This window comes from Streptomyces sp. 13-12-16 (genome assembly GCF_002114215.1).
Taxonomy (GTDB): domain Bacteria; phylum Actinomycetota; class Actinomycetes; order Streptomycetales; family Streptomycetaceae; genus Streptomyces.
Map to the genome: position 1 here is coordinate 98544 of NZ_NCTE01000504.1, position 24926 is coordinate 123469.

General features: G+C 68.0%; 23 protein-coding genes and 2 pseudogenes. 11 read left to right on the forward strand and 14 right to left on the reverse strand.

Annotation, left to right across the window (positions count from 1 at the left end; all coding sequences use genetic code 11):
* Positions 1-109 precede the first annotated feature (109 nt).
* Positions 110-805, reverse strand: a complete 696-nt coding sequence (locus B7767_RS20215) for an ATP-binding protein (RefSeq protein WP_085573420.1) — start codon at positions 803-805, stop codon at positions 110-112.
* Entirely contained in the window at positions 805-1806 is a 1002-nt protein-coding gene (locus tag B7767_RS20220; RefSeq protein WP_085573421.1) for a hypothetical protein, read from the reverse strand. Before B7767_RS20220 ends, B7767_RS20215 begins: the two co-directional genes overlap by 1 nt.
* A 373-nt stretch (positions 1807-2179) precedes the next feature.
* Between B7767_RS20220 and B7767_RS20225 the strand changes: the two genes are divergently transcribed.
* The 4 genes from B7767_RS20225 (at position 2180) to B7767_RS20240 (ending at position 5162) form a co-directional block, all read left to right on the forward strand.
* A complete protein-coding gene (locus B7767_RS20225; protein ID WP_085573422.1) occupies positions 2180-2680 on the forward strand; it encodes a helix-turn-helix domain-containing protein in 501 nt (166 codons plus the stop codon).
* Positions 2681-2843: 163 nt separating this feature from the next.
* Positions 2844-3353: a hypothetical protein gene (locus tag B7767_RS20230; protein WP_256923502.1), complete on the forward strand. Its 510-nt coding sequence runs from the start codon at positions 2844-2846 to the stop codon at positions 3351-3353.
* Positions 3354-3366: 13 nt separating this feature from the next.
* The gene (locus B7767_RS20235; RefSeq protein ID WP_085573423.1) at positions 3367-4548 is read left to right on the forward strand and encodes an MAB_1171c family putative transporter; all 1182 of its coding nucleotides are present in this window, start codon (positions 3367-3369) and stop codon (positions 4546-4548) included.
* On the forward strand, positions 4545-5162 hold the full coding sequence (locus tag B7767_RS20240) for a hypothetical protein (RefSeq protein ID WP_085573424.1): 618 nt from the start codon (positions 4545-4547) through the stop codon (positions 5160-5162). Before B7767_RS20235 ends, B7767_RS20240 begins: the two co-directional genes overlap by 4 nt.
* 321 nt (positions 5163-5483) lie before the next feature.
* On the opposite strand, the gene B7767_RS20245 is transcribed toward B7767_RS20240, so the two are convergent.
* The 10 genes and pseudogenes from B7767_RS20245 to B7767_RS20285 form a co-directional block, all read right to left on the reverse strand.
* On the reverse strand, positions 5484-6506 hold the full coding sequence (locus B7767_RS20245; protein ID WP_085573425.1) for a thiopeptide-type bacteriocin biosynthesis protein: 1023 nt from the start codon (positions 6504-6506) through the stop codon (positions 5484-5486).
* Positions 6488-7721: pseudogene (locus B7767_RS20250) on the reverse strand (lanthionine synthetase C family protein). Before B7767_RS20250 ends, B7767_RS20245 begins: the two are co-directional and overlap by 19 nt.
* Positions 7718-10783: a lantibiotic dehydratase gene (locus tag B7767_RS20255; RefSeq protein WP_085573426.1), complete on the reverse strand. Its 3066-nt coding sequence runs from the start codon at positions 10781-10783 to the stop codon at positions 7718-7720. The pseudogene B7767_RS20250 and the gene B7767_RS20255 overlap by 4 nt, the downstream one beginning before the upstream one ends.
* A 94-nt stretch (positions 10784-10877) precedes the next feature.
* Positions 10878-11069, reverse strand: a complete 192-nt coding sequence (gene fxlA, locus B7767_RS20260) for an FxLD family lanthipeptide (protein WP_085573427.1) — start codon at positions 11067-11069, stop codon at positions 10878-10880.
* 55 nt (positions 11070-11124) lie between these two features.
* Entirely contained in the window at positions 11125-12360 is a 1236-nt protein-coding gene (fxlM, locus tag B7767_RS20265) for a methyltransferase, FxLD system (protein ID WP_085573428.1), read from the reverse strand.
* Between the two features lie 203 nt (positions 12361-12563).
* Complete coding sequence (locus B7767_RS20270) at positions 12564-13229, reverse strand: hypothetical protein (RefSeq protein WP_256923503.1); 666 nt, start codon at positions 13227-13229, stop codon at positions 12564-12566.
* Positions 13226-13426 (reverse strand): DUF5999 family protein, encoded by a 201-nt coding sequence (locus B7767_RS20275; RefSeq protein WP_085573429.1) that lies wholly within the window; start codon positions 13424-13426, stop codon positions 13226-13228. Before B7767_RS20275 ends, B7767_RS20270 begins: the two co-directional genes overlap by 4 nt.
* A gap of 247 nt (positions 13427-13673) precedes the next feature.
* Positions 13674-13937 (reverse strand): annotated as a pseudogene (locus tag B7767_RS49360) (DUF6302 family protein); the annotation flags it as partial.
* Complete coding sequence (locus B7767_RS20280) at positions 13934-14245, reverse strand: DUF6415 family natural product biosynthesis protein (protein WP_256923504.1); 312 nt, start codon at positions 14243-14245, stop codon at positions 13934-13936. The gene B7767_RS20280 and the pseudogene B7767_RS49360, both read right to left, overlap by 4 nt.
* Positions 14246-14352: 107 nt before the next feature.
* Positions 14353-14772 carry an ATP-binding protein gene (locus B7767_RS20285; RefSeq protein WP_143652560.1) on the reverse strand — a complete coding sequence of 140 codons (420 nt, stop codon included), beginning with the start codon at positions 14770-14772 and terminating at the stop codon, positions 14353-14355.
* A 623-nt stretch (positions 14773-15395) separates the two neighbouring features.
* On the opposite strand from B7767_RS20285, the gene B7767_RS20290 reads away from it, so the two are divergent.
* Complete coding sequence (locus B7767_RS20290; protein ID WP_218775807.1) at positions 15396-16436, forward strand: hypothetical protein; 1041 nt, start codon at positions 15396-15398, stop codon at positions 16434-16436.
* A 3-nt stretch (positions 16437-16439) separates the two neighbouring features.
* On the opposite strand, the gene B7767_RS20295 is transcribed toward B7767_RS20290, so the two are convergent.
* A complete protein-coding gene (locus tag B7767_RS20295) occupies positions 16440-17471 on the reverse strand; it encodes an NAD-dependent epimerase/dehydratase family protein (RefSeq protein WP_179167216.1) in 1032 nt (343 codons plus the stop codon).
* Positions 17472-17512: 41 nt separating this feature from the next.
* Between B7767_RS20295 and B7767_RS20300 the strand changes: the two genes are divergently transcribed.
* The 4 genes from B7767_RS20300 to B7767_RS20315 all read left to right on the forward strand — a co-directional run bounded on the left by B7767_RS20300 (position 17513) and on the right by B7767_RS20315 (position 21531).
* Positions 17513-17695 carry a hypothetical protein gene (locus tag B7767_RS20300; RefSeq protein WP_085573444.1) on the forward strand — a complete coding sequence of 61 codons (183 nt, stop codon included), beginning with the start codon at positions 17513-17515 and terminating at the stop codon, positions 17693-17695.
* Positions 17696-18028: 333 nt separating this feature from the next.
* Entirely contained in the window at positions 18029-19159 is a 1131-nt protein-coding gene (locus B7767_RS20305; protein ID WP_085573433.1) for a hypothetical protein, read from the forward strand.
* 440 nt (positions 19160-19599) lie between these two features.
* Positions 19600-21207: a hypothetical protein gene (locus tag B7767_RS20310; RefSeq protein ID WP_085573434.1), complete on the forward strand. Its 1608-nt coding sequence runs from the start codon at positions 19600-19602 to the stop codon at positions 21205-21207.
* Between the two features lie 30 nt (positions 21208-21237).
* Positions 21238-21531: a hypothetical protein gene (locus B7767_RS20315; protein ID WP_085573435.1), complete on the forward strand. Its 294-nt coding sequence runs from the start codon at positions 21238-21240 to the stop codon at positions 21529-21531.
* A gap of 215 nt (positions 21532-21746) precedes the next feature.
* Here B7767_RS20315 and B7767_RS20320 read toward each other — a convergent pair whose 3' ends face one another.
* Positions 21747-22751, reverse strand: coding sequence for a hypothetical protein (locus B7767_RS20320; protein WP_256923505.1), 1005 nt, complete (start codon positions 22749-22751; stop codon positions 21747-21749).
* Positions 22752-23039: 288 nt separating this feature from the next.
* Here B7767_RS20320 and B7767_RS20325 point away from each other — a divergent pair, with 288 nt between their 5' ends.
* Positions 23040-23306 carry an AlpA family transcriptional regulator gene (locus B7767_RS20325; protein ID WP_085573436.1) on the forward strand — a complete coding sequence of 89 codons (267 nt, stop codon included), beginning with the start codon at positions 23040-23042 and terminating at the stop codon, positions 23304-23306.
* Positions 23307-23427: 121 nt separating this feature from the next.
* The gene (locus B7767_RS20330; protein ID WP_107486202.1) at positions 23428-24864 is read left to right on the forward strand and encodes a tyrosine-type recombinase/integrase; all 1437 of its coding nucleotides are present in this window, start codon (positions 23428-23430) and stop codon (positions 24862-24864) included.
* Positions 24865-24926: the final 62 nt, after the last annotated feature.

Here is a 24926-nt window from a genome sequence, read left to right on the forward strand (position 1 = left end):
CCGATCGCTCTCCGCGCGCGGTGGGCGTCGGCGGAGAGATGTTGCTGGGTCGGGAAGTACATGGGGTGGCTCGCCGGGTGCGCAGCCCGGCGTGGCGGCCTGCGGCGGCTCAGGCGGCGTGGGGCCGGCGTCTGCGGTCGACGGGCTCGAAGGTGACGCGGGTGGTCATCTCGGCGAGACGGGAGGCGACCCGGTCCCCGAGGTGTCCGCGGAGGTCGCGCATGGCGAGGTTGCTGGTGATCAGCGTGGGGAGCATCAGGTTGTACCGGCGGTTGACCAGCCGGTAGGTGATCTCCTCGACCCACTCGGAGGTCTTGGCCGCGCCGAGGTCGTCCAGGATCAGCAGCGGGCAGCGGCTGACCGTCTCGAGTCCGCGTTCGGTGTCGTGTCCGGGGCGCGGGCGCAGGTCCGCGTAAAGGTCGGCGGCCGTGGTGGCCCGCCACCTGGCTGCGATGCCCGCTTCGACGAGGGTTCGGACCGCGCCGTACACCTGGTGGGTCTTGCCCGCGCCGGTGACGCCGGCGAGGAGCAGGCTGGGGCCGGTGGTGATCTCTCGTCGCGCGCCGGGGTTGGGTGCTTCGGCCCGCGCGATCACGTCGCGGGTCCAGGCCAGTACCTCGGGGTGGTCGGCGCGGGCGGTCCGGTAGCGCGGGGGCATCCGGGCGTCCAGCAGGCCCAGCGGGGTGTAGGGCCGGTCCTCGTCCGGGGCGTCGGGGAGGTGCTGTGGGTTCATGCCCCGGGCGGTGAGGATCCGCTGCAGTCGCTGGAGGGCTCCGGCGCCGAGGAGCTCGGGCTCGCGGCTCATCACAGCTCCTCCGCGTAGGCGGCGGCCGCGTCGACCGGGTTGGTCCACGCTCGGTGCGTCGCACCGGGTCGGGATCCCGTCTGGGCGGGGACGCGGGCGTTCATGGCGTCGTTCACCAGGCTCGGCAGCCGCGAGGGGTGGCCCTGGATCTCGGCGTAGCGAGCGAGGCCGGCGCGGATGTGGTCCACGTCGACGCCTTCGGCGAGCAGTTTCTTCAGCAGGCGCCCGAGGTGTCCGAGGACGTCACCGGGCGGGCGCTGGGTGCAGGAGCCCACGTATTCGGCGAGGAGGTTCCCGGCGGTGACCGTGCCGTCGGGCGCTGTGCGCCCCGTAGGTGAGGACGATCCAGGATCCATGATCCTGGATCCGGGCGTCGAGGCTTCGGCGAGGTTGCGGGGAGGGTTCGTCGAAGCCTCTGCGAACCGTCCTTGACCTGCGGGTTCCCCTCCCGTTGGGAAGGCCGTCCCGCTGGTGTCGGGATGCGTGTCGTCGCCAGTGCCCGGCGCCGTGGTGCGGTCGCTGTGCGGACGTGCGAGCTGTGCGGGGTGCGGGTCGACGGCTCGGTGAGGGTTCGCCGAGGGCTCGTCCGGTGCTCCCCGGGTGTTCGCCTCGGCCTCGACGCAGGCTCCCTTGCACGGGCCGCACTTCTTGTCTCTGTTGTGGGAGACGCAGACCGGGAACCGGGACTGGCTGGGCCGGTCGATCTTCTGGTGCTCGTACCAGCCGGTGATGTGGAGGTAGCGCTTGCCGTCGCAGCCGGTGTACCGACAGATCAGTCCGACGTCGGCGAGCTGCTGGAGGTCCTCCTCCACGTGCACGGGGGTGTGCTCGGCGCGCAGCGGCCACAGGAGGCCGGCGATGATCGCCGGGTTGTCCCGGTGCCGCCCGTGGTCGTCGGACTGGGTGAACAGGCCGACGTAGGTGACGACCGCGGTGACCGAGCAGGCCGCGACCCGTTCGTTGACGAACAGGTCGGGCTTGACCGTCCGGATGCGGGCCATCAGCGCTCCCGGTGGGCTCGACGCCGCTGGAGCCGCCGGCACCGGCTCCGCTCCGAGGATGCCGGGATTCCCCTGCTGGGTGGGCGCATGTGATACTCCGTCCTCGTGGACGGGGCTGCGTGGTTGCCGCCTGCAAGCTTGGCCACGCGGCCCCGGATCATTGGATGCCCTCGGCGAGGGCAGCCGACGGATGCCCGGGAGTTGGCGCTCCCGGGCATCGCTGTTCGGCCCCACCCCGGCCTGGACCGTTTTCATGGGTGGATGGCACGATGATCACACTAGACTGAGACGGGGCACTGCTGTCAACCAGCGAAAATGGAGACAGGGAAGCCATCCACCCCAGTGAAGGCGACGCGACCGGAGGACGGCCACGATGGACCACCAGGACAACCCACCTGCGACGCAGGCGGGCGGAGGAGCCACACTCGCCGGTCGCCTGGACCGGCTGTTCTCCACCGTCCATCCGAAGGGCCGCGGCCCGTACAGCTACGAGGAGGTGGCGTCGGGCATCCGCCGACAGGGCGGCCCGACCATCTCCGCGAGCTACATCTGGCAACTGAGGACCGGCGCCAAGGACAACCCGACCAAGCGCCACCTCGAGGCCCTCTCCACCTTCTTCGGCGTGAAGCCCGCCTACTTCTTCGACGACGACGAATCGGAGAAGATCGCCGCCGAACTCGACGCGCTCGCCGCCATGCGCGATGCAGGCGTGAGATCAGTGGCCCTCCGCGCGTCCGGACTCTCCGACAAGAGCCTCAAGATCATTTCCGAATTCATCGAACGCGCCCGCGAACTCGAAGGTCTCGGGGTCCCTGACGAGGTCTCGATCGCCGACGTGAATTCCAGTGGCAAACATCACGACGGCGTGAACTGATGCCCCATTAGCAAGAATTCTCCACTCCATCTACACACGATTGTCCGCATTCACCCGGCACAATCGTCGACCCTCCAGATGTGCGACCGGAAATGATCCATATACTCGGCACGGCATCGCGGCAGTAGTCGCACGTTCGAGAAGTTCTGGAGTCGGAGGGCAGATGAAGTCCGGCCGTTCGGGGCCTGCCCAAGATCAGGGGATCCGGCTCGAATCCGTCCTGGACGATCTCGATCTTCCGGATCCCTTCAGGATCGAGGAACTGCTCGCCCGCGTGTCCAGGAAGCGCGGCCGTCCTATCCACCTGCACACGTTCCCGGCGATCACCGGTGACGAACTGCCCTGCGGGGCCTGGCTCGCCACGGAGAACGCGGACCACATCCTCGTGGAGGACGCCACCAGCCCCCTCCACCGGGACCACATCGTGCTGCACGAGGTCAGCCACATGCTCCTCGGACACACCCCTCGCCAAACCCTCGGCCGCGCCTTCCACCACCTCGACGTCGACCTCGTGACGGGTGTCCTCGGCCGCACGAGCTACGAGACCGAGGAAGAGCGGAGCGCGGAGACGCTCGCCGGCCTCATCGCGACCCGTGCCGCTCTGCGTGGAAACGGCGACCGGACCACCCCCAGCACCTTGCGCCGGCTCAATGCCGCGCTCAGCGACTCCTGAGACTCCCCCACACATGATCGACGCGATACCCGCCGTCCTGCTCTGGGCCGTCACCCTCTGGCGTGCCCGCTCCGCCTTCCGGAGACCCGAACGACTCAGTCTCTGGCTGGCCTTCGCGGCACTCGCCGTGGCCATGACGGTCCGGCCGGTCGCCATCGCGTCGGCGGTCGACGAGCACCTGCACGTCACCAACCTGTCGTTCCTGGTCAAGCACGTCTGCGGGACCGTCGCGGCGGCGGCGGTCCTCACCTTCGTCGCCGACATGGCCGAGTCGAAGACCGGGATGCGCGTGTCCAGGCTGCACAAGGCCGTGCCTGTCGTCACGGTCGCCCTGCTGGCCGCCTGCTTCTTCGCCACGCCCCAGCCTCGCGAGGCGGAGAATCTCCTGGCGGACTACGCCGACCACGCCACGATCCTCGCGTACGGCGTCGTGTGGACCTCCTACCTCGGCGCCGCCCTGCTGAGCGCCACGCTGCTCTGCTTCCGCTGGGGGCGCCGCCCCGACAGCGGACTCGTCGGCCGAGGGCTGATCCTCACCGGCACCGGCACCGCCGTCGGCCTCGTGTACGCCCTCCACCGCGTCGCCGTGCTGTTCATCGACTACGTCGGCAGCAGCCCGCTCGGTGAGAACGTCAACCACGCGCTCAGCACGGGCCTGCTCTTCCTGGCCCTGCTGCTGATCGTGCTGGGCAGTACCCTCCCCGCCGCCCCACGCGTCCTCGTCCGCAGCCGGGCCCACTGGCAGCTCGTCAGCCTCTACCCCCTGTGGCGCACCCTCACCGACGCCGTCCCGGAGACCCGGCTCGACACACCGCCGAGCCGCGCCGCCGACGTCACCAATCCACTGCGTACGCACGACCGGCTGTACCGGCGCACCATCGAGATCCGCGACTCGATCCTCACTCTCGCCGACCACGCACCGGCTGAACTGCGTGGACGCGCCTACGACCACGCCACCTCCCTCGGCTTCATCGGCGCCCACGCCGACATCACCGCCGAGGCCTGCTGGCTCGCCGTCGCCCGCGAGGAACGGCTCCGCGGCGCGGCCACCGGCTCCGGTGAGCCGATGCCCCCGGCCAGCGGAGGTCGCGACCTCGCCACCGAGATCCGCGCCCTCGCCACCCTCAGCACCGCCTACCGCTCCCGCGCCACGCAGGACTTCCTCCGCGCCCACATCGAGGAGACACCGGCATGACCACCGTCACCCAGATTCCACCCACTGCCGCCGCTCCTGCCGAGAGGCGCTCCGCACGACTCGTCACCGAGGTCCTGGCGCCAGCCAACCTGGTCATCGGCGTCCTGCTGGTCATCGGCTGGCACTCCACCGACTCCCTTGCGGGTGCGGGCTGGGGCCTGCTGGCCGGCGCCTTCTGCGGCGGTCTGCCGATCGCCTACATCGTCGCAGGCGTCCGCCGTGGCCGCTGGACGGACAAGCATCTCAAGGTCCGCTCCCAGCGGTGGACACCGCTCTTCGTCACCCTCGGTTCCGTCCTCGTCGGCACGGGCCTGCTCCTGGCACTCGACGCGCCTCGCGAGGTCGTCGCCCTGGTCGCCGCCATGATCGCCGGCCTGGTGCTGACCATGGCGGTCACCGTCTGGTGGAAGGTCAGCGTCCACACCGCCGTCGCCTCCGGCGTCGCCGTCGTCATCACCGTCGCCTACGGCTGGTGGGCCGCCCTCCTCTTCCTCGGCGTCGCCGCCGTCGGCTGGTCCCGGGTCTCCCTCCGCGACCACACGACGGCGCAGGTGATCGTAGGCACCGTTCTGGGCGGCACAGCGGCAGCTGTGGTGTTCGCGGGGCTGCGCTGACTCGTCCGGATCAGCCCTCTCGGGATCCGAAGGCATCAAGCGGTGACGGAGACATCTGGATCTCCCACCCGCTGCCCAGATGCGCCTCGCTCGGTCTAGTTCCCCAGGCCGACCCTCGCTGTCCTGCGGTCTGGCTGCCCACCTCCACGACCTGCCAGGTGGCATCCGACGCAGTGGCGGCACCACGGCGAGCACCCGGCTCCCGCGCTTCCAGCAGCCCAACCACCGATGGCATCCGCGACCCCCACAGCAGCGACGACATGACGAGCCGTCACTTCTACCCGACCGCTGCCCCTATGTCCACCAGCGGAAACGCGATCCTCACGTCCGAGAAGACAACAGCTCCTCATAGGCCGGCGCAGGCTGCCTATGCAGGATCGCTGCCCTGGCTGCCCAGGCCAGGATGCTCTGCCCTCGCATGGACAGCCCGAGCCTGTTCCAGTGGAAGATCACGTGGTAGCTGAGCACCTGCCGCAACCCGCGGTCAAGAGTTCCGTCCTGGACGCCTTCGGCGAGTGCTCGGCCGGTGCTGCGGAAGGCGGCGGCCCACTCTGCGACAGGCTCCAGCGGACCACCGGTCCGCAGCAGGACGTTGCTGTCCACGAGAAGCAGGGGACGGATCTCCCGGGCTCGGGCGTTGAGCCGTTCCACCGGAACGTCGCTGACGGCCGAGCGGTGCTCCGTCGTGATGACGCGGTCCCAGACATCCCCCTGCTCGTACCACTCCAATCCCGCGGCGCGCATCATGATCGTGCACAGGAGGACGGACAGCTCCCTGGGCCCTACGGCGAGGTCGCCGCGCCGGCGTAACTGCTGGGCCTCGCGGCTGTCGGTGACGAACAAGGTGTGTGCGGCCCTCATGCTGGTCCTCCCGCCGAACGCCGGAGCCTCCGGCTCGTAGATGCCGGGCCACCAGCGTCGAAGGTGACCTTCGGAGACGAGGCGGTCGAAGCCGTCCCCGATGGTCGGCTTGGCGCCGCCCGCGGGCTGGACGCGGAGGCGCAGACGCCAGCATGGGTGCTTTCGGGTGTACCACCAGCCGTCGATCGCGCCGACGGACTCCGCCTCGCGCAGTACGGGCAGGACGTGTGCGGTGAAGGTGGTGTCGGCGTTCGACCAGTCGGTGAAGTGGAGGTACGCCTGCCACCAGTCGGTGGTGGCCGCGTGACGGGCCAGCGCTTCCCGGCCGGCCTGGTCGTAGACCGCGACCGCGTCGGAGAGGACCACGGGGTCCATCCGGTACTGCTGCGCTGCGTCGGCGATCGACAGGCCGGTGAGGACGGCGAGGACGGCGTGCTGCGTCGGGCTCGCCTCGGTTGCCTGAGTCAGTTGATCAGGAGACATGCGTCCCATCCAGTGCTCGGTGCCTGCTGAGAGGCGAAGGTGGTGAGGGCGAGCGCGGTACCGGCGGCGCCGTTGATCAGGCCGGGAGTCGACAGGGCGTCGGGCTTGTCCTGCGCGGTGAGGGCGTCACCAAGACGTTCCGGGAGGGTGCGCAGCCGCGGGTCGAGCGCGTCCGCGGCGGCGCGGTGAGCGGTCTGGTAGATGCCCGCCCATCCGTGGCAGAGGCCGCTGTCGACGACCTGTGCGATTTGCGCAGGATCGGTCAAGGCCCGGTACATGGCGTCCTCGTAGAACTTCTGGAGTGCGGGAGAGCGCAGGGCGATTCCCGCGAGTTGGCCGGCCCGTGCGATGCCCGTCGTGCCGTAGCACCAGCTCGGACGGGTGGGTGCGGTGTGGTGGGGGCGTCCGCGGTCGAGGTCGCGACGCGAGACGTGCTCGGGCCACCACGGGCCGGAGTCACCGTGCTGGCACCAGGCGTCGAGGTGGGCGCAGATCGTGAACATCGCGTCCTGGTGACCGTTGACGGTGATGCCGTGGCGAAGGGCCTGGGCCAGGAGGAGGAGCGGGCCGGTGATGCCGTGTGCGGCGCCGAAGTTGCCGTGTCCGCCGGGGAAGTAGGGGGACTCGCCGCGGGCGGGGTCGTGGCGGACCCACCAGCCGGGGAGCCCGCGGCCGGCGGGGGCGAGCGGCCGCGTCAGGGCGACGAGGTAGTGCAGGATCCTCTCCAGGCCTGCGCCCTCGGGCTCTGTGCGCAGGAGGTAGGCGCCGATCCCCGTGAGGCCGTGGAAGAGGTCGTACTCCGCGAAGGTCGGCAGGTCTCCCCTGTCGATGCGGGCGAGCGCGGCGTCCACGCGGCGGTTCGTGAGGTCGGCGATGTGCCGGTGGAGTGTCGTGCGCGCCGAGGCGTACAGATGCTGGTAGGCCGGGGGGGACGGTGGTGAGGAGGAAGCCGACGGCCGGGGCGCCGAGGAAGAGGCCCGTCTGATCGGCCGCGCTGATGGGCCCGGAGGCCGCGCTCGTGATCCATCGGTGGGCGGAACGCCAGGAGCCGCCGTACCGGCTGACGGTCTCGGTGTGCAGGAGAGCGATTCCGGCGGCACCCTCGGCGAGGGACTGCACCGCCCAGGGCTCGTTCTCCGGCGGCGGGTCGGGTTCTGCCAGGCGGACGGTGTACTGGTCGAGGATGGCCGGCACCGTGGTGGCCGGGGCGGTCATCGGTTCGCCTTCCGGTGCTGGAGAGCCACGGTGCGGACGAGTCGCAGCGTGGTGACCTCGGCGGTCGGGCTGACGCCCAGGGCCCGTACGTGATGCTGGTGGAGCAGGGATCGGGCGACGGTGAGCGGGTCACGCTCACCGGCCACGGTGTTCCGGTAGGCGGCCATCGCGGCGGCGCGGGCCTGCCAGGCTGCGGCGACCTGGGAGCCGCCGGGGAGAGGACCGAGAACCGTGACGGCGTCAGGTCCGGCGAGTCCGAGGGTCTGGCTGCGCAGGGTCCGGTCCAGGCGTCCGGTGCCCTGGGGGAGGTTGTGGACCAGCCACTGTTCGGCCTCGGCGGTGCTCGGCGCGAGGTGGGCGACGAGGTTCAGCGCGCTGGCCGCAGTAAGGGCCTGCGGGGCGATGGTCTCGGTGCGCTCGGTGAGCTGGATCTGCGCGAGGGCGGCGGCGGAGTCCGCTGCGAATACCTGGTGCGCGGCGTCCATGGCTGCCTCGCCGCCGAAGCGCCCGGTCTGCGGCTGGTAGGGAGCCAGGACGAGCCCGGACACCAATCCCATTCTGTGCAGGCTGTCCGCCCAGGCACCGACGTGCTGTGCGGCGACCCCGTAGGCGCCTTGCGACAGGTGCAGCGTGACGTCGAGGTGCTGGTCGGCCTCCGGACGAGCCGTCTCCCGGTGCCGGGTGAACCACCAGGTCGGCGGCTTCTCCCCGAACGCGGCGAGCAGGTGGGGAAGGTGGTGGCGCAGGATCTCGTCGTAGCGGCGCGGATGAGCGTGGAGTTGCGCATGGAGGACACCGCCGGAGCCCGGGAGGTGTCGTCCGGCCCCCGGCGACGTGACGGGGCGCGGCCGGGGCGCATGGGCGGTGTCCGGCTCGGACCGGCCCAGGGAGAGCCAGATCTCGTGTGCCCGTCCGATCCACCCGTGGGCGTCTCCGTCCGGGACCTCGCGCAGCTCCGCGCGCCGGGCGTTGTCGAGGTGTGCGCGCAGGACCCGGAGGTGGACCGGGTGGGACAGGTCGAGGGGGAGGCGCTGGTCGTACTCGATGACGGCGACCTGCTTCGGGACCCTCAGCCGGCCCCGCCAGGTGGTGAAGGCGTTCTCCCACTCCTGCCTCGGTGCTTTGCGGCCGGGCAGGTCGTCGGCCGTCAGCAGCCATCGGGCCTGCGTGAGGATGGTGCGGCGGTAGCGCACTCGCGGGAGGAACGGGAGCCGGGAGCCGACGCCGAAGTCGAACGGCTTGTAGGCGGCGTACCGCCCGTTGGCCACTTCGGCGAGGAACCGGGCCAGTGGCGGGGTCTGGGTCCCGCCTTCCAGGGCGTGCAGGACCCGCACGTCGATGCGCCGGCCGGTGGAGCGCTGCACGAGGTGGAAGCTGCGCGGGTCGGCGGTGACGGCGATGTCGGAGAGCCGGATGGTCGTCTCGTCCGTCTTCTGGTGGCCGGACAGTTCGATGATGTGCGGCAGCATCCGCGGTGTGCGGGTGACGTTCTCGTTGCGGTGTCGGCGCGGCGGAAACACGAGCTGCGCCGTGAGCCCGTCCGGCGCCCCGCGGTATGTGGCGGCGAGCGCGTCCTGATGCTCGGGCGGCAGGACGTGGGCGAACCTGCCCGCCATGCTGCTGCCGGGGCGGGGGGCCGCAGTGAGCAGGACGTCGAAGGTGCCGCCGGACAGAGCCGTGGTGCTGGGCGAGTGGATCTCGAAGGCGGCCTCCACCCTGGACACGAACAGTCGCTCGTCCGTTCCGGCGGCCTTCTCCAAGGCGTCGATCATGTCGTCTGTCAGCCGGAGTTCGTCGCGGCCGTCCAGGAGGACTTGCTGCATCAGAGCGAGCAGTAGTTCGTCGCGGTCGGTTCGCGGTTTCGGGGTCGCGCCGCGTTCGGAGCCGATGTATCCGGCGGGCAGGCCCAGGCCGCTGTCGGAGACCAGGTCCGTCACCGGCACCAGGGTGCCGACGCCGTACCGGGCCCGGAACCGGCGGTGGTAGTCGCGCCAGTGCTGGTAGCCGTAGGGCTGTGGGGTGGTCCGGTACAAGGCCGACACGGCTGCCTGCACTTCCGCGATCACGGCGTGCGGGAGCTGGGTCTCGCAGTCGAGGGCGGTGTCGACGAGCAGCGGTGTCGGGGTGACGGGGGTGAGACCGCGCATCCGCGCGGCGATGGCGCTCACGCTGTTGTCGGACAGCGTCGGCTGGTGGGCGGACACGTCGTCGCGTAACGCGAACAGCTCATGGACCAGGTCCCGTACCTCGGGAACACTGTCAGCGCCGTGCCGGTCCAGTTCGTGGCACAGGTGCTGGAAGGCGTCCACCGTGGTCATGGGCGCCCACAGGCTGGTGATGAGGAACTGCTGCTCGACCAGGCTGGTGAGAAGGGCGTCGATCTTCTCCGGTGTGGCCTGCGGGAAGCTGTCGCGCAGGTGGCCGTGGAGGTCGCCGTAGGAGATGGGAGTGCGGGCCGCGTCCATGGCGGCGGCCACCGGCCGGGCGTTACGGACGGACACCTCCACGGGGGCCAGGAGGACGGCGTGACCGTCGGAGGGCGGGCCCGGCGCCACGAGCCGGTCTCCGCGCGTGTGCGCGGCGTTGTTGGCGACCAGCGGTAGCCGCTTCAGTAACGCGGGGGTGCGCTGGAGCCGTAGAACCAGGTCGGTGACCCACTCGGCGTCCGGCCGGATCAGCGTACGGTGCTTGTCGCGCCACCGTGTGTCAGCCCGGGGCCCGACAGTCACCGGGGCGGTACCGGCGAACAGGCCCAGCGGGGTCGGCCGGTGCTGCCACCGCAGGAGATAGGAAACAGTCGACAACGCGGTGCGGCGGACATGACGGGGCTCTGTCTGCCGGCCTCGGACGACTGCCCCGACGGCGTCGGACAGGACCGGGGTGGCCAGTTCCAGCGCGCTGCGGAAGTCCTCGCGCTGCCAGATGCGGTTCAGCCATCCGCGGGTGACGGTCACGTCGTCCAGGTCGAGGGTACGGGGGATGTCTGCCGGCCCGGGGCTGGTGGTGGCGCGCAGCATCGCGACGCCCTGCCACTGGTAGCCGGCGACTGCTCGGGAAGCCATGAGGCCCTTCCGTCAGGCTGCGTGGAGAAGGGGACAGGGAGCCGGTGGGCCGGGCGAAGTGCTTCGCGGACCCACCGGCGGGGAGCGGCCTGGATCAGGCCGGGTCCTCCGTGAAGGAACCGCAGGCGGAGGCGCCGGTCGCGCAGGTGGTGCCGCAGCCGTCGCCCGTGGAGCACATGAGCTTGCCGTACGCGTGCTCGGCGATGACGACCTTCACGTCCAGGGGCGCGAAGTCGTCGTCCAGGCCCGTCGGCGGGGCGGGCGGGGCCAGGGGGGCGCTCGTCATGATGGTGCCCTTCCTCTTGGTGTTCGGATGGTGCGGAACGACCTGGCTCCCGGCGTCACGCCGAGGGCCAGGAGAGCGAGACCCGGCTGTGCACCTTGTCGATGACCCGGTCGGCCGGGATCTGGTCGTCAGGGGTGTCGGCCGGATGGACCCGGATGACCGGGCTGGGGCCACCGCGCCGGTTGGCCTCCCAGTCGCGCAGCACGTCGGCGACCTTGTCGGCGAACTGCTCGGCGTTCGGGCCGAGGGCGTGCACGCCGTACTCGATGTGCTTGTCGTCCTCGGTGCGGCGGGTGACGAGGTAGGCGAAGGTGTCGTCCTCGACGGCTGCGAGGGAGAACCGCTTGTTCACAGGGGCGACCAGCCCCGTGTCCAAGTCCTCGTCGACGGCCATCGTGCAGAAGCCCGGCAGGCTGATCGCCATCGCCATCTGGAGGGTGTCGATGAGTTCCTGGATACGAACGGTGACCCCGGTCCACAGCTCGTGGCGCGGTGTCGTGACGGCGTTGTCGAGTCGGTGCGGGTCGGCCGGCAGACCGTCGTCGAACTTCAGCCCGATCTCCGGAGTGCCGTTGACGAGGAGGAGTTCTTCCCGGTGGGCGGTCGAACCCTGCATCGGGACGAAGCCGCAGATCCGCCCCGACTCGCTCTCCAGGTAGGGGCCGTGTTCGCCCGCGACCTGGACAAAGGAGACTGACCGGGTCAAGCCGCGCATCCGCAGCGGCACCACGAGCCGGCCGCCCTGCCTGAGCTGCGCGGTCCACGCCGGGGAGATGTCCCAGGCCCCGGCGGTCACCATCACGACGTCGACCTCGCCGAGGTCCGGAACGGGCTCGGCGGCGTCGGCGGTGACGACGCGCACCCTGCCGTAGCCGTGCTCGTCCAGGAGCCGGCGTGCCCGGTCGGTGACGACGGGGTCGATGTCCACGGTGACGACCTCACCGTGCTCACCCACGAGCTCGGCGAGGTAGGCCGCGTTCAGCCCTCCCGAACCGATCTCCAACACCCTCATCCCGGGCTTCACCTGGGCCTGCTCCAGCATCATCGCCTGGATCTGCGGCGCCGAGACGGAGCTGAGTTGCACGCCGTGCTCGTCGGTCTTGGTGATCACGGCGGCGTACGTGTCGTACGCCTTGTCCAGCGGGGTGTCGGGAATGAACGCGTGCCGGGGCACCTTGCGCATCACGGCTTCGATCTCCGGGGAGGAGAGGTTGCCGTCCGCGCACAGCTCGTCCACCACCTTGTTCCGCAGGCGGGTCGCCTCGTCGGGCTCGACGATCGTGTTCGTCATGGACTTCCTTCGGTCGTACGTGTTGGGGGATGCAGGCCGACACGGCGATGCCGGTGACCGGGAGGTTATGGGCGAACGCTCCTCGTTCTTGTCGGACCACCCGAGCTCGGCGGTGTCGTGATGGACGGCGCGAGAAGGCTCCGGCGCCGGTGGTGAGCCGCCCGACGGTCCTGTCCGAACCACTCAGGGCCGCGGGCGGCCGTCTATGCGGCGGGTACGAGATCGTCCAAGTCGACGACCTCGTAGTCCCGCAGTTCGCGTACGAGTTGGCTTGCCAGGAACCAGCTCAACTGGGGGTGTCCGTACGCCACCGGTGCGTCGTCGTCCTCAGAAGGAAGCGGCTCCAGTCCAGTCGCGGTGAGGCGGTACCGGGAGCCGATGACGCCCCAGACCGATGTCGCCCGCGTGAGGAACGCGACGTGCCCCTTTCGCAGGTACGGGCACAGCTCGACGGCCGGCCGCAGATGCTCCAGGCACACTGGTGGCTGGGCTGTCCTCACCGGCTCACCGGAGCGGTGCGACGGGTCTTCCGCGCTTCCGGCCAGGAACACGTATCCCCGGTCGGTCTCGGCCGGGCAGAACCCGACCTGGCACCGAAGCTCCTCCATCGTCCTTCGCTGCCGGGTGGGGTTGACCAAGCGCCACTGCGGCTTGCCGACCGGCTTCCCGGAGGCGTTGAGAGACTGGGAGCACCGTGCCCACAGCTCACCGCGCGGCCCACGGTCGACGGGGGTCTCGTCCTGGTAGGCGAGGCGCACGGAACCGAAGACGTCCATGCTCAGGGTGAGTTCCGACTCCAGCCCGCCGTACTCGCCCTCTCGCGAGGTGACGTACGGCACGAGCTTCGGCGCTGCGCTGGTCCGCTTCACGCGGCTGCCCGCACAGTGCCGAGGGACCGGTGCGGGGCCACCGTACGGCCGTCGGGGAGCAGTTCGCCGGTGTCCTCGAACAGCACCGTGCCATTGCAGAGAAGGGTCCAACCCAGCACCTCGTCCCGGGCCACGGCTCGCGCCGCAGCCCGGTCGGACTCGTCGGCCGACGGGCACGGGGGTTGGTGCTGGCACATGGAGTTGGTCCTTCCGGATCGTGGGATGGGGCCCTCTCCGGCGAGCTGTGGTGCCGTGGGGGAACACGGTGTGGGCACAGCCGAAGAGGGAGTCTGTGGGCGCCGCTGTACGAAGCGGTCGATCGCTGCTTCGCTGTGTCCGTGGAAACGGCCGAGGGCGATGCTGTCGTGAATCCCCGGAGGGACGGTGGCCTCTCTCCCCGCTCGACAACAGGACAGGCGTCCGGGTAGGGCGACCACCGCATTCGCGGGTGGGGAAGCCGGGCTGGTCCAGGAGAAGGTCGCGGACCTTGGCGCCGAAGCAGAAGCACGAGACGGGGAAGCGCCCTCCCTGTCTCGCGTTCCCGACGGGAACAGCGAGGAACAGCATGCGTATGGTGCGCACCGCGACGCTTCTCTCCAGCGCCCAGGGTTCGGCGGTTCGCTGTGCGTGGTAGTCGAATTCGTACGCGTCGCGTGGGCTCGCAGCTACGGAGGCGGCTACCGGCGGGTGTCCGGGATCGTGCCTCATTCGTCGGCCCCCTTGAGGTAGCGAGCCTCGATCAGCTCCTCGACCAGATCGGCAGTGACGAAGGCCAAGCGGCGGGCGAGCCCGACCGCTCGCTGCCGGTCGGCCGGCAGGGGCTCCTCCCGCAGGGGCCGTCCGCATTTGACGAGCCGGCTCATCTCAGCGGTGGGTGGGAAGCTCACATCCGCGACGGCGATGTCGCTGAGGTGCTTCAGGTGGCCGCGGAGGCGTGCGACCAGTTCCGCAGTCGTAGCCGCGGGCGGCGGCTGGTTGCCGATCGCCGCATCCAGATCGTCGAACACTTCCTCCACGTCGAGCGGTCTCCAGGCCCTGACCCGCTCCAGGACGTTCCGCAAGCAGTCCGCATCCAGCGGCGGTGTCCACTGCTCGACCGTTCGTAAGGGGGCGACTGTGCTGCTCACTGCGCTCCCCCCTCCGTCGGAAGAAGGCACCAGACGGTCCTTTGGTCGTCGCTGACGCCCCATGTGCCGTCCAGTCCGTTGACCGTGACCATCACGAGGAGCAGTCCTCGGCCGTTCTCCGCGTCCTCGCTGGTCTCCCGGAAGGTCAGGTTGCCGGGCACGTCGCTCGTCACGCCGGCGTACAGCAGGTCGTCCTCGTGTTGCATCGTGACGGTGACTTCGGTACCGCCGCTGTGCTGGATGGCGTTGGTCACCAGCTCGGAAAGGACGAGCGACACGGGGAAAGCCAGGCTGGACAACCGGTGAAAGGAGAGGTAGGCGCGAGCGATGCGCCTCGTCGCGCCCACCCGGAGGGCATCCCGTAAGGGAATCTCCTCGCCCTGTGCGCGCCGGGCGATCTCGAAGGAGGTCTGCATCAGTCCCCCCGGCCGAGGCCTGTCACCCAGGCCGAGCGGGAGCCCGGTGTGGTCGGCTGGTGCCTCCCTCGCCGTAAGGGTCGTGCTCGGCGCCGTAGCCGTACCCATTGACTCCTCCTCGTCGCGGATCGAGCACTTAGCGTTGTGCGAGGAGGCAGGTTGTGACTATGTCGCGGGTATGACTTCTGGCTGACCTTTCGAGTGACACGATGACGCCGCTATGACTTCTTGCCGCCTTCTGGCGGTGGACAGTTCCAACAGGACACCGAAGCGGTATCCCATGGAGAAGAACCGATTCCGGAGGGGACATGGACGAGGGTCGGCGCACGGTCCTGTTTCGGCTGACGACCGCTAAGGGCATCCGTGCCCACAGGGCGTTCAGCGAGGAGTACGCGCGCGTCGCACAGCAGTTACGGGACGAGGGCTACGACGTAGCCCCACCCCCGGGGGCTCGCCACTACGAGCGTCTGCTGGTCGTCGGAGGCGTGAGGACGACGCCACACACCCCCACGGCCCGTGTCCTGGAGCGGATGTTCCAGCGGCCTGTCGGGAACCTGCTGCGTTCGGCTGCCGAAGAGCCTACGGACGAGCGTGCGGACTCCGACTGGGCTCCCTCTCCGCCTGTGCTCAACGAAAGTGAACTGCTGATGACCGCTCGGGACGCCGCCTCTCACGCCGGGGAAGCCGCCGCTCTGCGCCTGGACGAGCTGACCCTCGACCAACTCCACGACGACCTGCTGACACTCAGCCGCAAGTACGGCTGCACGGCGCCGTCCGAAGTCTTCCAGGAGGCGGACAACCTGCTTCAGCAGGTGCAGGTGAACCTCGAACGCACCCGGGCCCCCGAGCAGCACACCCGCCTCTACTACGCCGCCGCTCAGGCCAGCGCGTTGCTCGCTGCCGTCTCCTTCGACCTCGGGGCACTGACACCAGCGGTGTCCTTCGCACGGTCCGCCGCGCAGTACGGCAAGACGATCGACAACGGCCCGGTGCAGGCGTACGCCTACGGAATGCTGGCGTTCATGGCGTTCTGGGACGGCCGCCCCAGCGAATCCGTCCGGCTGGCCAAGGCCGGCCAGCAGTTCGGCGGACTGGGGGACACCGCTCGCCGCCGCCTCTACGCCATCGAGGCCCGCGCACATGGGCACCTGCGCGCCGACGACCAGGCGCAGCGGGCCATCCGCTCTGCTCTGGAGCAGACGGGTGGCCAACGCGACGAACTGCACGACGACATCGGCGGGGAGTTCGGGTTCGACGCCGCCCGCACGGCCATGAGCAACGCCACGACCTGCCTGCTCCTGCGAGATCCCACAGGCGCGGAGGAATTCGCCTCAGCGGCCCTTGCCCTGCTCAGCAGCCAGCCGCAGGACGAGGTGCCCATCGTCGTCTCGGGGCCGGCCGCCATCGACCTGGCTCGTGCACGTCTGATGCGCGACGAGGTCGAGGGCGCCCAGGAAGCCCTGACACCCGTCTTCCAGGTGCCGCCGGGCTGGCGCGGCTCGGGCATGATGGAGCGACTGGTCGCCGCCCGGATCGAGCTCACCCGTCCCCAGTTCCGGGGCTCGCCGGCGGCCCTCTCCCTCGCCGAGCAGATCGAGGACTTCAGTGCTCTGTCCCCGGCACGCAGGCTCGGTGCCCAAAGCCCGCTGGCGATCGAAGCCTGACCCCTACCGACCGAGCGTGGCCAGGATCACGGCCTCCTTCTCCCGGGAGATCCCGTGCTCGGCCCAGCGCGGGTGCTGCACCGGCGTCCCGCCGTCGCTGAGCCACGCCCAGGTGTCCGTCACCGTCTCCGACAGAGGGCGGCACACCAGCCCTGCGGCCTGCGCCCGTGTCGAATCGATCTTCCACACGCCCGCGTGGGTCCGCCACAACGGCAGCTCTGTCCACTGCTTCACGTCGTTGTCCAGGAGCAGCTTGTCCGGCGCCCAGACCAGTTGCGCGTCACCGCCCGTGGTGAGCACGCAGGCCGTGAGGAGGTCGCTCATCGTCTCTCGGCCGATCGGTGCGACACAGTTGTACGCACCGCCCCGATCGGCCGCGCCCTGGTCGAGTGCGAACGTGGCCACATCGCGGACGTCGATCGGCTGGATGGGCTTGTCCGGGGCGCCCGGAGCGAGCATCCGACCGCCGCGGGCCGCTCGGTTCAGCCACCACGGAAGCCGGCCGACGTACTCGCCCGGTCCGAGAATGACGCCTGGCCGAAGGACGACCGCTCGGTCCTCGCCGAACGCCGCGGTGACTGCCCGCTCAGCACCCGCCTTCTGCCTCCCGTAGTACCAATCCGGCCCATCCCAGTCCTCGGGAAGTCGGCCGTACTCGGCGTCAGCGTCCGGCGGCCCGTCCAGGACTTCCGAGTCTTCCGTCAGCGGTTCGTTCGGCCATCCGCGGTAGGCGTTCACGGTGGAGATGTAGACGTACCGGCCGGCGACCGGCTCCAGGAGGCGGGCGCCGGCGAGGACATCACGCGGTGCCATCTCGGAGGCGGATGTGTCCACCACGGCGTCCCACGGTCCCTCACCGGCGAGCCGCGCCAGGTCGGCGGCGACGGTGCGGTCACCACGGACCGTCCGGGCTCCTTCCGGAACCGCTCCGGATCGGCCCCGGTTGAAGACCGTCACCTCCCACCTGCGGTCCAACGCAGCACGTGCAACTGCGCGACCCAGAAACCAACTTCCGCCAAGCACGAGGATTCTCATGGCGGCGATCCTGCCCGAAGGCAGTGACCGCAAGCCACTGCATGTCAGTCGCCGTCTTCAGGAAGACCGAGAGCTACACCCACAGCGAGCATGTCCGGCGTTGGTTCGGCCCGGCGCGACCCACGGTTGGCCAGCCCTCCGGCCGGGTACGGCTGCGACGTTTCTCGCTGCTCGCCTACATGACCTGGCTGACCGTGCACTTCCTAACTGGCGGCTGGCTCTGACCTCAGGATTCCTTGCATGATCGAGGTCTGTCCGGATTCATCCGGTGAGGCCGAGAATAGTCAGGGGCCTGTGGCAATCGCGGGCGGTGTGGCGTAGGGCTGCGGCAATGCCGGTGTGGACTCGAGGAGCGTAAATCCCGCCCATTCCTCAAAATGCGCAGTCTACAGGCGTACAGCGTCTCCGGGGACAGATCCTGCTCGGTCGGAGCACGCGTGCTCGGGCTGAGCAAGGCTGAGCGACGAGGAGCCAGGGCAGAGGGCAAGAAGCCGTTGGCCGCACCGCGCCCTACCCGGGCATCCGCACCCGCCCCACCTACGACAAGGAGAGACAACGTGAGCCTCGCCGTATCGACGACGGACAGCAGCACCAAGGAGTTCACTGCCTTCAAGAATGACGGGCAGCTCTGCACCGTCCACCCGGACTGGTGCACTGAGACCGGTGTCCACGACGCCCACCTCGGAGCCAGGCATGTCGTCATGGGCAATGACAACCGCGAACTTCTGGACGCACGTTTGCTGGACTTCTCCGGTTCGGACCCGGTCATAGGTCTGGGTGAGACGGACACGGACTCGATCGAGGCCCGCGCGAAGGCGACGGAGCTCCGCAGGTTCGCCGATGCCCTTGAAGCCCTCGCGGACACGATGGATACCTTCACCAATGGCGAGCCGCCAAGTAGCTCGGACACGATCTCCTGCCCCGACGGCGTCTCTTTCTGTACGGGAGACCCGGCGGACCACGAGGACCCGAACGAGCACCTTCACCACGGCCCGCTCACCGCCATGGGCGCTCACCGCCCGTACGCCGCACGGCACGGGGACGGCATCATGACGTTCCACCTGTCCCAGGTCAACGACGAAGCGCCCGGGCTGGACTTCGTGGCCGGCGGCGACTGGCCGACGCTCAGCCTCGGGGAGGTGGACGAACTGATCAGTGACATGAGCGTGCACCTGGCGAGGCTCCGGGCAGCACGTACGCAGATCGCCGGCCTGACGCCCGGGCAGGCCATCGAGACCGCGGCAACGGCCGGCCGCACTTGGACGTACGACGACAGGTACGGCACCCGGCACACCGTCACGTGCCCGTCCTGGTGCACGGTGGACCACACCGACTGCATGGACGGAACGCGCCAACCGGCCGACGTCCACCACCAGATGTACGGCACTGTGGCCCACGCCGAATACACCGAGGGCTACGAGGACTACAAGTCCTGGCAACTGCTCTGCGCGCACCTCGCCGTGAGTCCGGACTCACCAACCAGCCTGGCCTACCGAGTCCCGCACGTTCTGGTGGAAGTGGCCGCCGACACGTACACCCGCCCGATGGATCCCGACCAGCTGGCCGAGTTCATCGAGACGGTGGCCGGACAGCTGGAAGAGCTTCGCGCGATGCACCCCCGGCTCGCCGCAGCCCGCGCCGAATGGGCCGCACGGCCCCACCCGACCACCGGCGCCGAGGCCACGTAATCCCGCTGGCCCAAGACCACCCCGAGGATTGCGCCCTCCCACCTCATGCTCCAACGGCTGACGCGAACGCCCAACCCAGAGGCATCGTCCGCCCCTCCGCTCCAGGGACTTTATGCCGCTTAACCTTGGCCCTCACGAAAGATCAAGGTTAAGCGTCTTCATTTCCGTATCGACAATTCTGGCAACCCCTACGCGCACATGCCCTCTTATCGTTCCGGTTATTACTCTGTGGCTCATCGCCGTAGCTATCCGCTTCAGCAGCGACCAGCAGGAAACAGGTATTGGTCTCCTGATTATGGCCATCGGTGTCACTGCTGGCGCCATATGTGATCGCAAAAAGCTGATTGCGCAGATCAAGGGTTAGCCTCTGGATGTTAGCGCCCCATGGAATCGCTGGAAAAGTTGTTGCCGACATGAGGAATTTACCTTACAATGCCGAAATGGACTTGAAGCAAGAAGATGTCATGCGCCGCTTCGCTTCGCTTGAGCGTGGTGCATGGACGGTCGTTTGCGACAGTTGGCACGATGACGACGCCAACGGTGGTATCTATTGCGCCTTTGCGCTGCCCTCGAAGCGAGAGCGCATCTTGAGTGATCCTGGATGGGACATCTCGAAAGGTGACTTCGGCCCCGGTTTCTCACAGCACTATGAGAACGGTAAACCGGTAGCGACCTACTTCCAAGACGGGACCCCGAACGGCATCGAGCCGTTGGTTCTTCTCCGCGAATACTACGGAGTAGTACCATCGACGCTTGAGCTGACCCAGCATTTCCGGCTGTACCACAACCTCTACTGGGACGATTTGACGTCTCAGTTCATGCAGCCGCATGACGACGGCACCTCGTCGATTGCCGTCAAAATCACCGGCAAAAAGGTTGAGGTACGCACAAAACTTCTGCGACAGTTCCAGGCTGCACGGCAACTCGACCTCATTCTCTATATCGACTCAGTTAGGTACGGGACAGAGGGGGGCGCTGCTGCGCCCGATGACGTTGAGTGGACAACTGACGATCTGCGTGCCGGCCTGTATTCAGGTGACGGCATCATGGGGCGCGACTTCACTCGCTACCTAGGAACTCGAGTAGTGTCGCCGCCGCCTGTCGAGAAAAGTGGCATCTGGCCATACGAGGAAGAGGACACCTACTTCCCCGAGTTCATCATCGGGACCGATGATGATGGTGACGAGGTCCGCTATACATGCAACCCGGAAGCCCTGGCGAACTACTTCGGGGCTAACCCAGACGCGCCTCACTACCTGACGCCGGTCTTCTTCCGTCGAGAAGTTTTGCAGAAGTACTACGACAAGCCCGAGCTCTACGAAGTATCTGACGGTCGTCTTCGTTGCGCTTCCCTTTGGGGCGTCCAGATCGACAACAGCGCCAAAGACCATGTTGTTGTTTTCCTTGGTGACCTCGGTCGTGACCTGCCTCGCCAGGAGCGTGACTACTGGAGGAGCTTCAACGTTCCGGCAGATGGTCGCCCCAGTGAAACGCTTATCCGTCGAGCCTTCTTCGCTCAGTTTGCTGAGCCAACAGCAGAAGACCTGCTCGTAAGGTCTAACTACGTGACGTTTGGGCGTGCATGGAACGAGCGTTACGGGTGGGATTTCTTCCGCAAGCCCGAGGAGGCGGACGCTGGACTTTTGCAGCGTCTTCGCCTTCCCCTGAACGACTCTCAAGCTGAGTTCGAGTCAAGCATTCGCATCATGACCCAGCTCTTTGTTGACGCGATCAACGAAAAGCAAGTACAGGCGCAACTGCCGGACAAGGTCGAGAACGAGAAGGGAATCTCAAAGCTCGAACGTTGGCTGAAGCTGGCCGGGTACCCGCACGCTGAGCGAGACGTCCAGTTTCTCCGTAACCTGCAAGAGGTTAGGTCCAAGGCGACGGCACACCGAAAGAGTAGGGAATATGAGAAGATGCTCACGAAGGTGTTCGGCGACCTCCGAGGACCAGCAGCCGTTGAGACGCTCTTCGTGTCCGCACTGGCAATGTTGACTGGTCTTAACGAGTGGCTTGCTGCGGAGGAAGCGGAGCAGACAGAATAACCGACGCAGGGCCTCACGCCGAAGAAGATCGTGGCCACCACGAAGGTGACCAGGCTCCAGCAGAATGATGCCCAGTCGGCTATGACTCGGGCCGAGGCTTCCCGCCTGAAGGCGCTCAAGCTCGGCCATGACCTTTTGGCTGATCGCTTCGTCGGCCAGCGTCTTTCCGACCCAGTTGTTGAGCGTTTCCACACCAACGTCGTTCACGCTCTGTCCGGTTATGCCGCGCAGCCCCTCAGTCTGCTCCTGCAGAACCGGATCAATGCGTACCGCAAGCACAACTGGCTTGCGCTCTTCTTCAGGCCCCGCCTCCTGTGCTGGTAATTCTGGCGCTTGTTCGTTCATTCAGGCCTCCTTCCGGTTACTGGTTGGCAAGAGTCATTCATAAATGCCGTAGCTTAAGGATTGGTTGGTAGACGTAGATCAGCCCCGCCAATCGTGCGAAAGGTGGGGCTAATAAGGGCCTCCGTCCCAGACCGGAGGCCCTTCCCCAGGCAAAGCTGCAGGTGACAGCAGACGAGTCAGGCTGTACGCCGGGGTCAGTTGGTCCCAGCGTTGTATCGGTGGTCGCCGAAGAATCCGATGACGAGCTGACCGCTCCTGTCGGTGTCGTCAAGATAGTGCAGTCGCGGCGCAGGAGGAGCACCGTCGCCGATGCGGACGTGCTCGAGCATCAGGGCCCTACCCGAGGAGTCGATGTACTCAGGGACGCGGAGGGTTCTTTGCGCCTTGCCTCGGGGGCTGCTGCTGGCGGTCTGCCCCTCGCTGAGAACCACCTTGTCATCAGCCAGTAGCGGAAACGACCGGCTCGTACAGTACGCCTTGAGGTTGGCCAGATCGGGGCCTCCTCTGCCACCACGCGCCTGAGCAAGATCCTTGGTCTCGGCGTAGAGCTGCATGGTGGCCAGCGTTGCCGCCAGACGGTCACACCAGTGCGGGGCCTTCTTGTGGTGCTCCAGCTTCTTGGTCTCATCCATATCTGCAGTGATGACGAGCGAGGAGCAGTGCCGCTGCGCTTGCTCGAGCACGCCTCGGAGGGTGGGTGCATGCAGCCGTGCCTTCAACGCATCCGCGTCCCCTGGCAACTGCTCGTCCTCCCTCCGGCGGGACTCCAACCGGGCAGTAACGGCATCGCGTGCCCGCAACGCCGCGTCCCGCTCCTTCGTTGCAATGTCCAGCAACTCAGCGAACGCGTCCCGATCCTTCTCCGTTGCCTCGAGCCGCGCCTGGAGTTCGGACACCTCAGGCGGCGGCGGAAGGCTCGCTGCTGCTCGTACCAGGTCAGGAATCATGGAGTCGATCTTCGCTTCGAGGTCCGGCCCTTCATCGAGCAGCTTGGAGCACGTCCTCAACCGCGCCTCGACCTCACGACGCCGATCGCGCTCCATCTCGGCGAGCCGCTTGTACTTGTCTGCTTCCTTCTTGTACAGCTCGACCAGCTTCTTGGCTGCTTCGACGGCCTCATCCAGCACACGATCCACTTTGGCGCGAGATTCCTCGTTGCGGGCCCTGTCTGCTGCCGGGCCGAACGGACTGACGGACATCGGCTTCATCCACCCCCAAGACTCAAAGTGAGAATGAGCATAGGGGTAGTGCGGGCGCCGAACAGCGTGCGCTGCAGCCAGCGCCGAGCGGGACGGCCACCCGTTATCACTTCGGTCTGGCGGGCTCTGATACCTGAGAGCCCGGGCAGGGGCCCGGTCACGGGGCGGACCCGAACCGGAACTCACCGCCCCTGTATGCCGCCAATACCAGGAAGTCCCGGCCCGGCCAAGTCGCCCTTTCCCTGCAGTCTCGTCCTGTCATCGCACCAACCATGACAGGAGTACGCCATGCCGCAGCCCAGTCGTGCGCCCGAAACCGCCTTCTTGAACCTGCCAAAGGCTGCCGAGTACTTGGGGATCTCTCCGAACACCCTTTACGTCTGGCGTCATCGTCGTCAGGGGCCCCCTAGTTTCCGTATGGGGCGGCGGGTGATGTACCGCATCACCGCTCTCGACGCATGGGTACGCGCTCAGGAGAACGCGGACTCGCGTTCCAACCCCGCGCTCAACCCGCAGGCACAGAAGCCGCAGCGCCGTTCGAAGGCTTCCAGGTAGGCAGGTGTCCCCGCACGTCGCACTGGAGGAAACGACCTCCAGCAACCGGGATAAGAAGCGTCGGCGACATGCGTTACGAACAACAACCCATGACCCCGCACCATCCGAAGGAGACCACACGTTGGCCGGTTACATAGAAGACCGCTGGCTCAAGAAGCGGCCGGACAAGCAGACCGGTAAGAGGGAGCGCACCACCCTCTACGGGAAAGGCAAGCGCTACCGAGTCAAGGGAATCCCTGGCGTCCAGGACCGCTCTTTCGACACCAGCGTGGACGCCAAGCACTGGCTCGCCACAGCGAAGACGGACACCAGGCGTGGGGAGTTCGTCGACCCGCGAGACGGCGACATCTGCCTCACCGACTACATCGTCGACCACTGGTGGCCGAGTCGAACCGACGAGCCCTCGACCGAGGGACCGATGCGCAGTCGTATCTGGAACCACGTCATTCCGCTCCTGGGCGAACTCCCTCTCCGGGAGATCGACGCCTCGGCGCTGCGCTCGTTCGCGGCTGCTCTGCTCACCCGGGTCGAGGGCTCGACGGCAGAAGTGACCTGGGGACACCTCTCGTCCATCCTCAACAGCGCGGTCGACGACAAGCGGCTGTTGAGGAATCCCATCAAGGAGCACCGCAGTGTCAAGCCTCCGCGGCGTACGGAGAAGAAGGCCAGGGCTTGGAACCGGTCCGTCGTCGACGCGGTCCGCCGCGGCCTCCAGGACCGCTACAGGTTCGCGGTCGACCTCGGACTCGGACTCGGCCTGCGCCAGGGAGAAGCCTTCGGGCTGGGGGAAGAGGACTTCGACTTCGAGGCCGGTGTCGTACACGTCCGGCGTCAGCTCAGGTGGGACACCAGGGGGAGGCCGTACTTCTGCCTCCCCAAGGGTGGCAAGACGCGCGAGGTGCCGCTGTCCCCGAACCTCGCTGCCCGAGCCCGTCACCACTTCCGGCGTTTCCCGTCCACGGCGTGTACGTTGCCCTGGCGGAATCCGGAGCCCCCGGCCAACGCACTCGAAGCTCGGCAGCGGAAGCCGATCACCGTGCGGCTGGTGCTGACGACCTCGCACGGCAACCGCATCTACTACCGGACGTGGAACGACCGGAGCTGGAAGCGCGCCCTGGCGGTGGCCGGCCTCATCACTGCTGTGGGCGAGAAGGTCCGCCGGGACGGCGGCCGCATCCGGCGGGTTCCGGTCTACTCGGCGCAACGCGAGGACATGTTCCATGTGCTCCGGCACACGTACGCCAGCGTGCAACTGGAGGCCGGCGAATCCGTCGTGAGCCTGTCCACGTGGCTCGGGCACTCCTCACCGAAGATCACGCTCGACCACTACGCCCACTTCATGCCCGGCGCCGGGAAGCGCGGCCTGGACGCGATGGACGCCTGGCTGGAGCGAGAACGACAGCCGATTCTCCCTGAGAAGTCCCTGCCGGCCGGTTGGACCAAGAAGATCATCCCGAACCCGCAGGTCAGGGAACTGATCGCATCCGGGGCCAGCATGAAGGTCAAGTACAAGGAGACGGCCCGGGGCGGGCTGGCGGTGAACATCATCGAGTGCTGAGGGGCCGGGCCCCGGCCGGCGCGTTCGCACGCGGTCGTCGGCGGGGCGGGGGCGGCCTCCCG

Bases quoted from the DNA above. Each gene is read 5' to 3' on its own strand.
- B7767_RS20320 (WP_256923505.1), bottom strand. From the start codon at position 22,751: ATGTCCGTCAGTCCGTTCGGCCCGGCAGCAGACAGGGCCCGCAACGAG.
- B7767_RS20310 (WP_085573434.1), top strand. From the start codon at position 19,600: ATGGACTTGAAGCAAGAAGATGTCATGCGCCGCTTCGCTTCGCTTGAG.
- B7767_RS20325 (WP_085573436.1), top strand. From the start codon at position 23,040: ATGCCGCAGCCCAGTCGTGCGCCCGAAACCGCCTTCTTGAACCTGCCA.
- B7767_RS20275 (WP_085573429.1), bottom strand. From the start codon at position 13,426: ATGTGCCAGCACCAACCCCCGTGCCCGTCGGCCGACGAGTCCGACCGG.
- B7767_RS20230 (WP_256923502.1), top strand. From the start codon at position 2,844: ATGAAGTCCGGCCGTTCGGGGCCTGCCCAAGATCAGGGGATCCGGCTC.
- B7767_RS20220 (WP_085573421.1), bottom strand. From the start codon at position 1,806: ATGGCCCGCATCCGGACGGTCAAGCCCGACCTGTTCGTCAACGAACGG.
- fxlA (WP_085573427.1), bottom strand. From the start codon at position 11,069: ATGACGAGCGCCCCCCTGGCCCCGCCCGCCCCGCCGACGGGCCTGGAC.
- B7767_RS20255 (WP_085573426.1), bottom strand. From the start codon at position 10,783: ATGGCTTCCCGAGCAGTCGCCGGCTACCAGTGGCAGGGCGTCGCGATG.
- B7767_RS20295 (WP_179167216.1), bottom strand. From the start codon at position 17,471: ATGAGAATCCTCGTGCTTGGCGGAAGTTGGTTTCTGGGTCGCGCAGTT.
- B7767_RS20235 (WP_085573423.1), top strand. From the start codon at position 3,367: ATGATCGACGCGATACCCGCCGTCCTGCTCTGGGCCGTCACCCTCTGG.
- B7767_RS20215 (WP_085573420.1), bottom strand. From the start codon at position 805: ATGAGCCGCGAGCCCGAGCTCCTCGGCGCCGGAGCCCTCCAGCGACTG.
- fxlM (WP_085573428.1), bottom strand. From the start codon at position 12,360: ATGACGAACACGATCGTCGAGCCCGACGAGGCGACCCGCCTGCGGAAC.
- B7767_RS20245 (WP_085573425.1), bottom strand. From the start codon at position 6,506: ATGTCTCCTGATCAACTGACTCAGGCAACCGAGGCGAGCCCGACGCAG.
- B7767_RS20225 (WP_085573422.1), top strand. From the start codon at position 2,180: ATGGACCACCAGGACAACCCACCTGCGACGCAGGCGGGCGGAGGAGCC.
- B7767_RS20300 (WP_085573444.1), top strand. From the start codon at position 17,513: ATGTCAGTCGCCGTCTTCAGGAAGACCGAGAGCTACACCCACAGCGAG.
- B7767_RS20285 (WP_143652560.1), bottom strand. From the start codon at position 14,772: ATGCAGACCTCCTTCGAGATCGCCCGGCGCGCACAGGGCGAGGAGATT.
- B7767_RS20240 (WP_085573424.1), top strand. From the start codon at position 4,545: ATGACCACCGTCACCCAGATTCCACCCACTGCCGCCGCTCCTGCCGAG.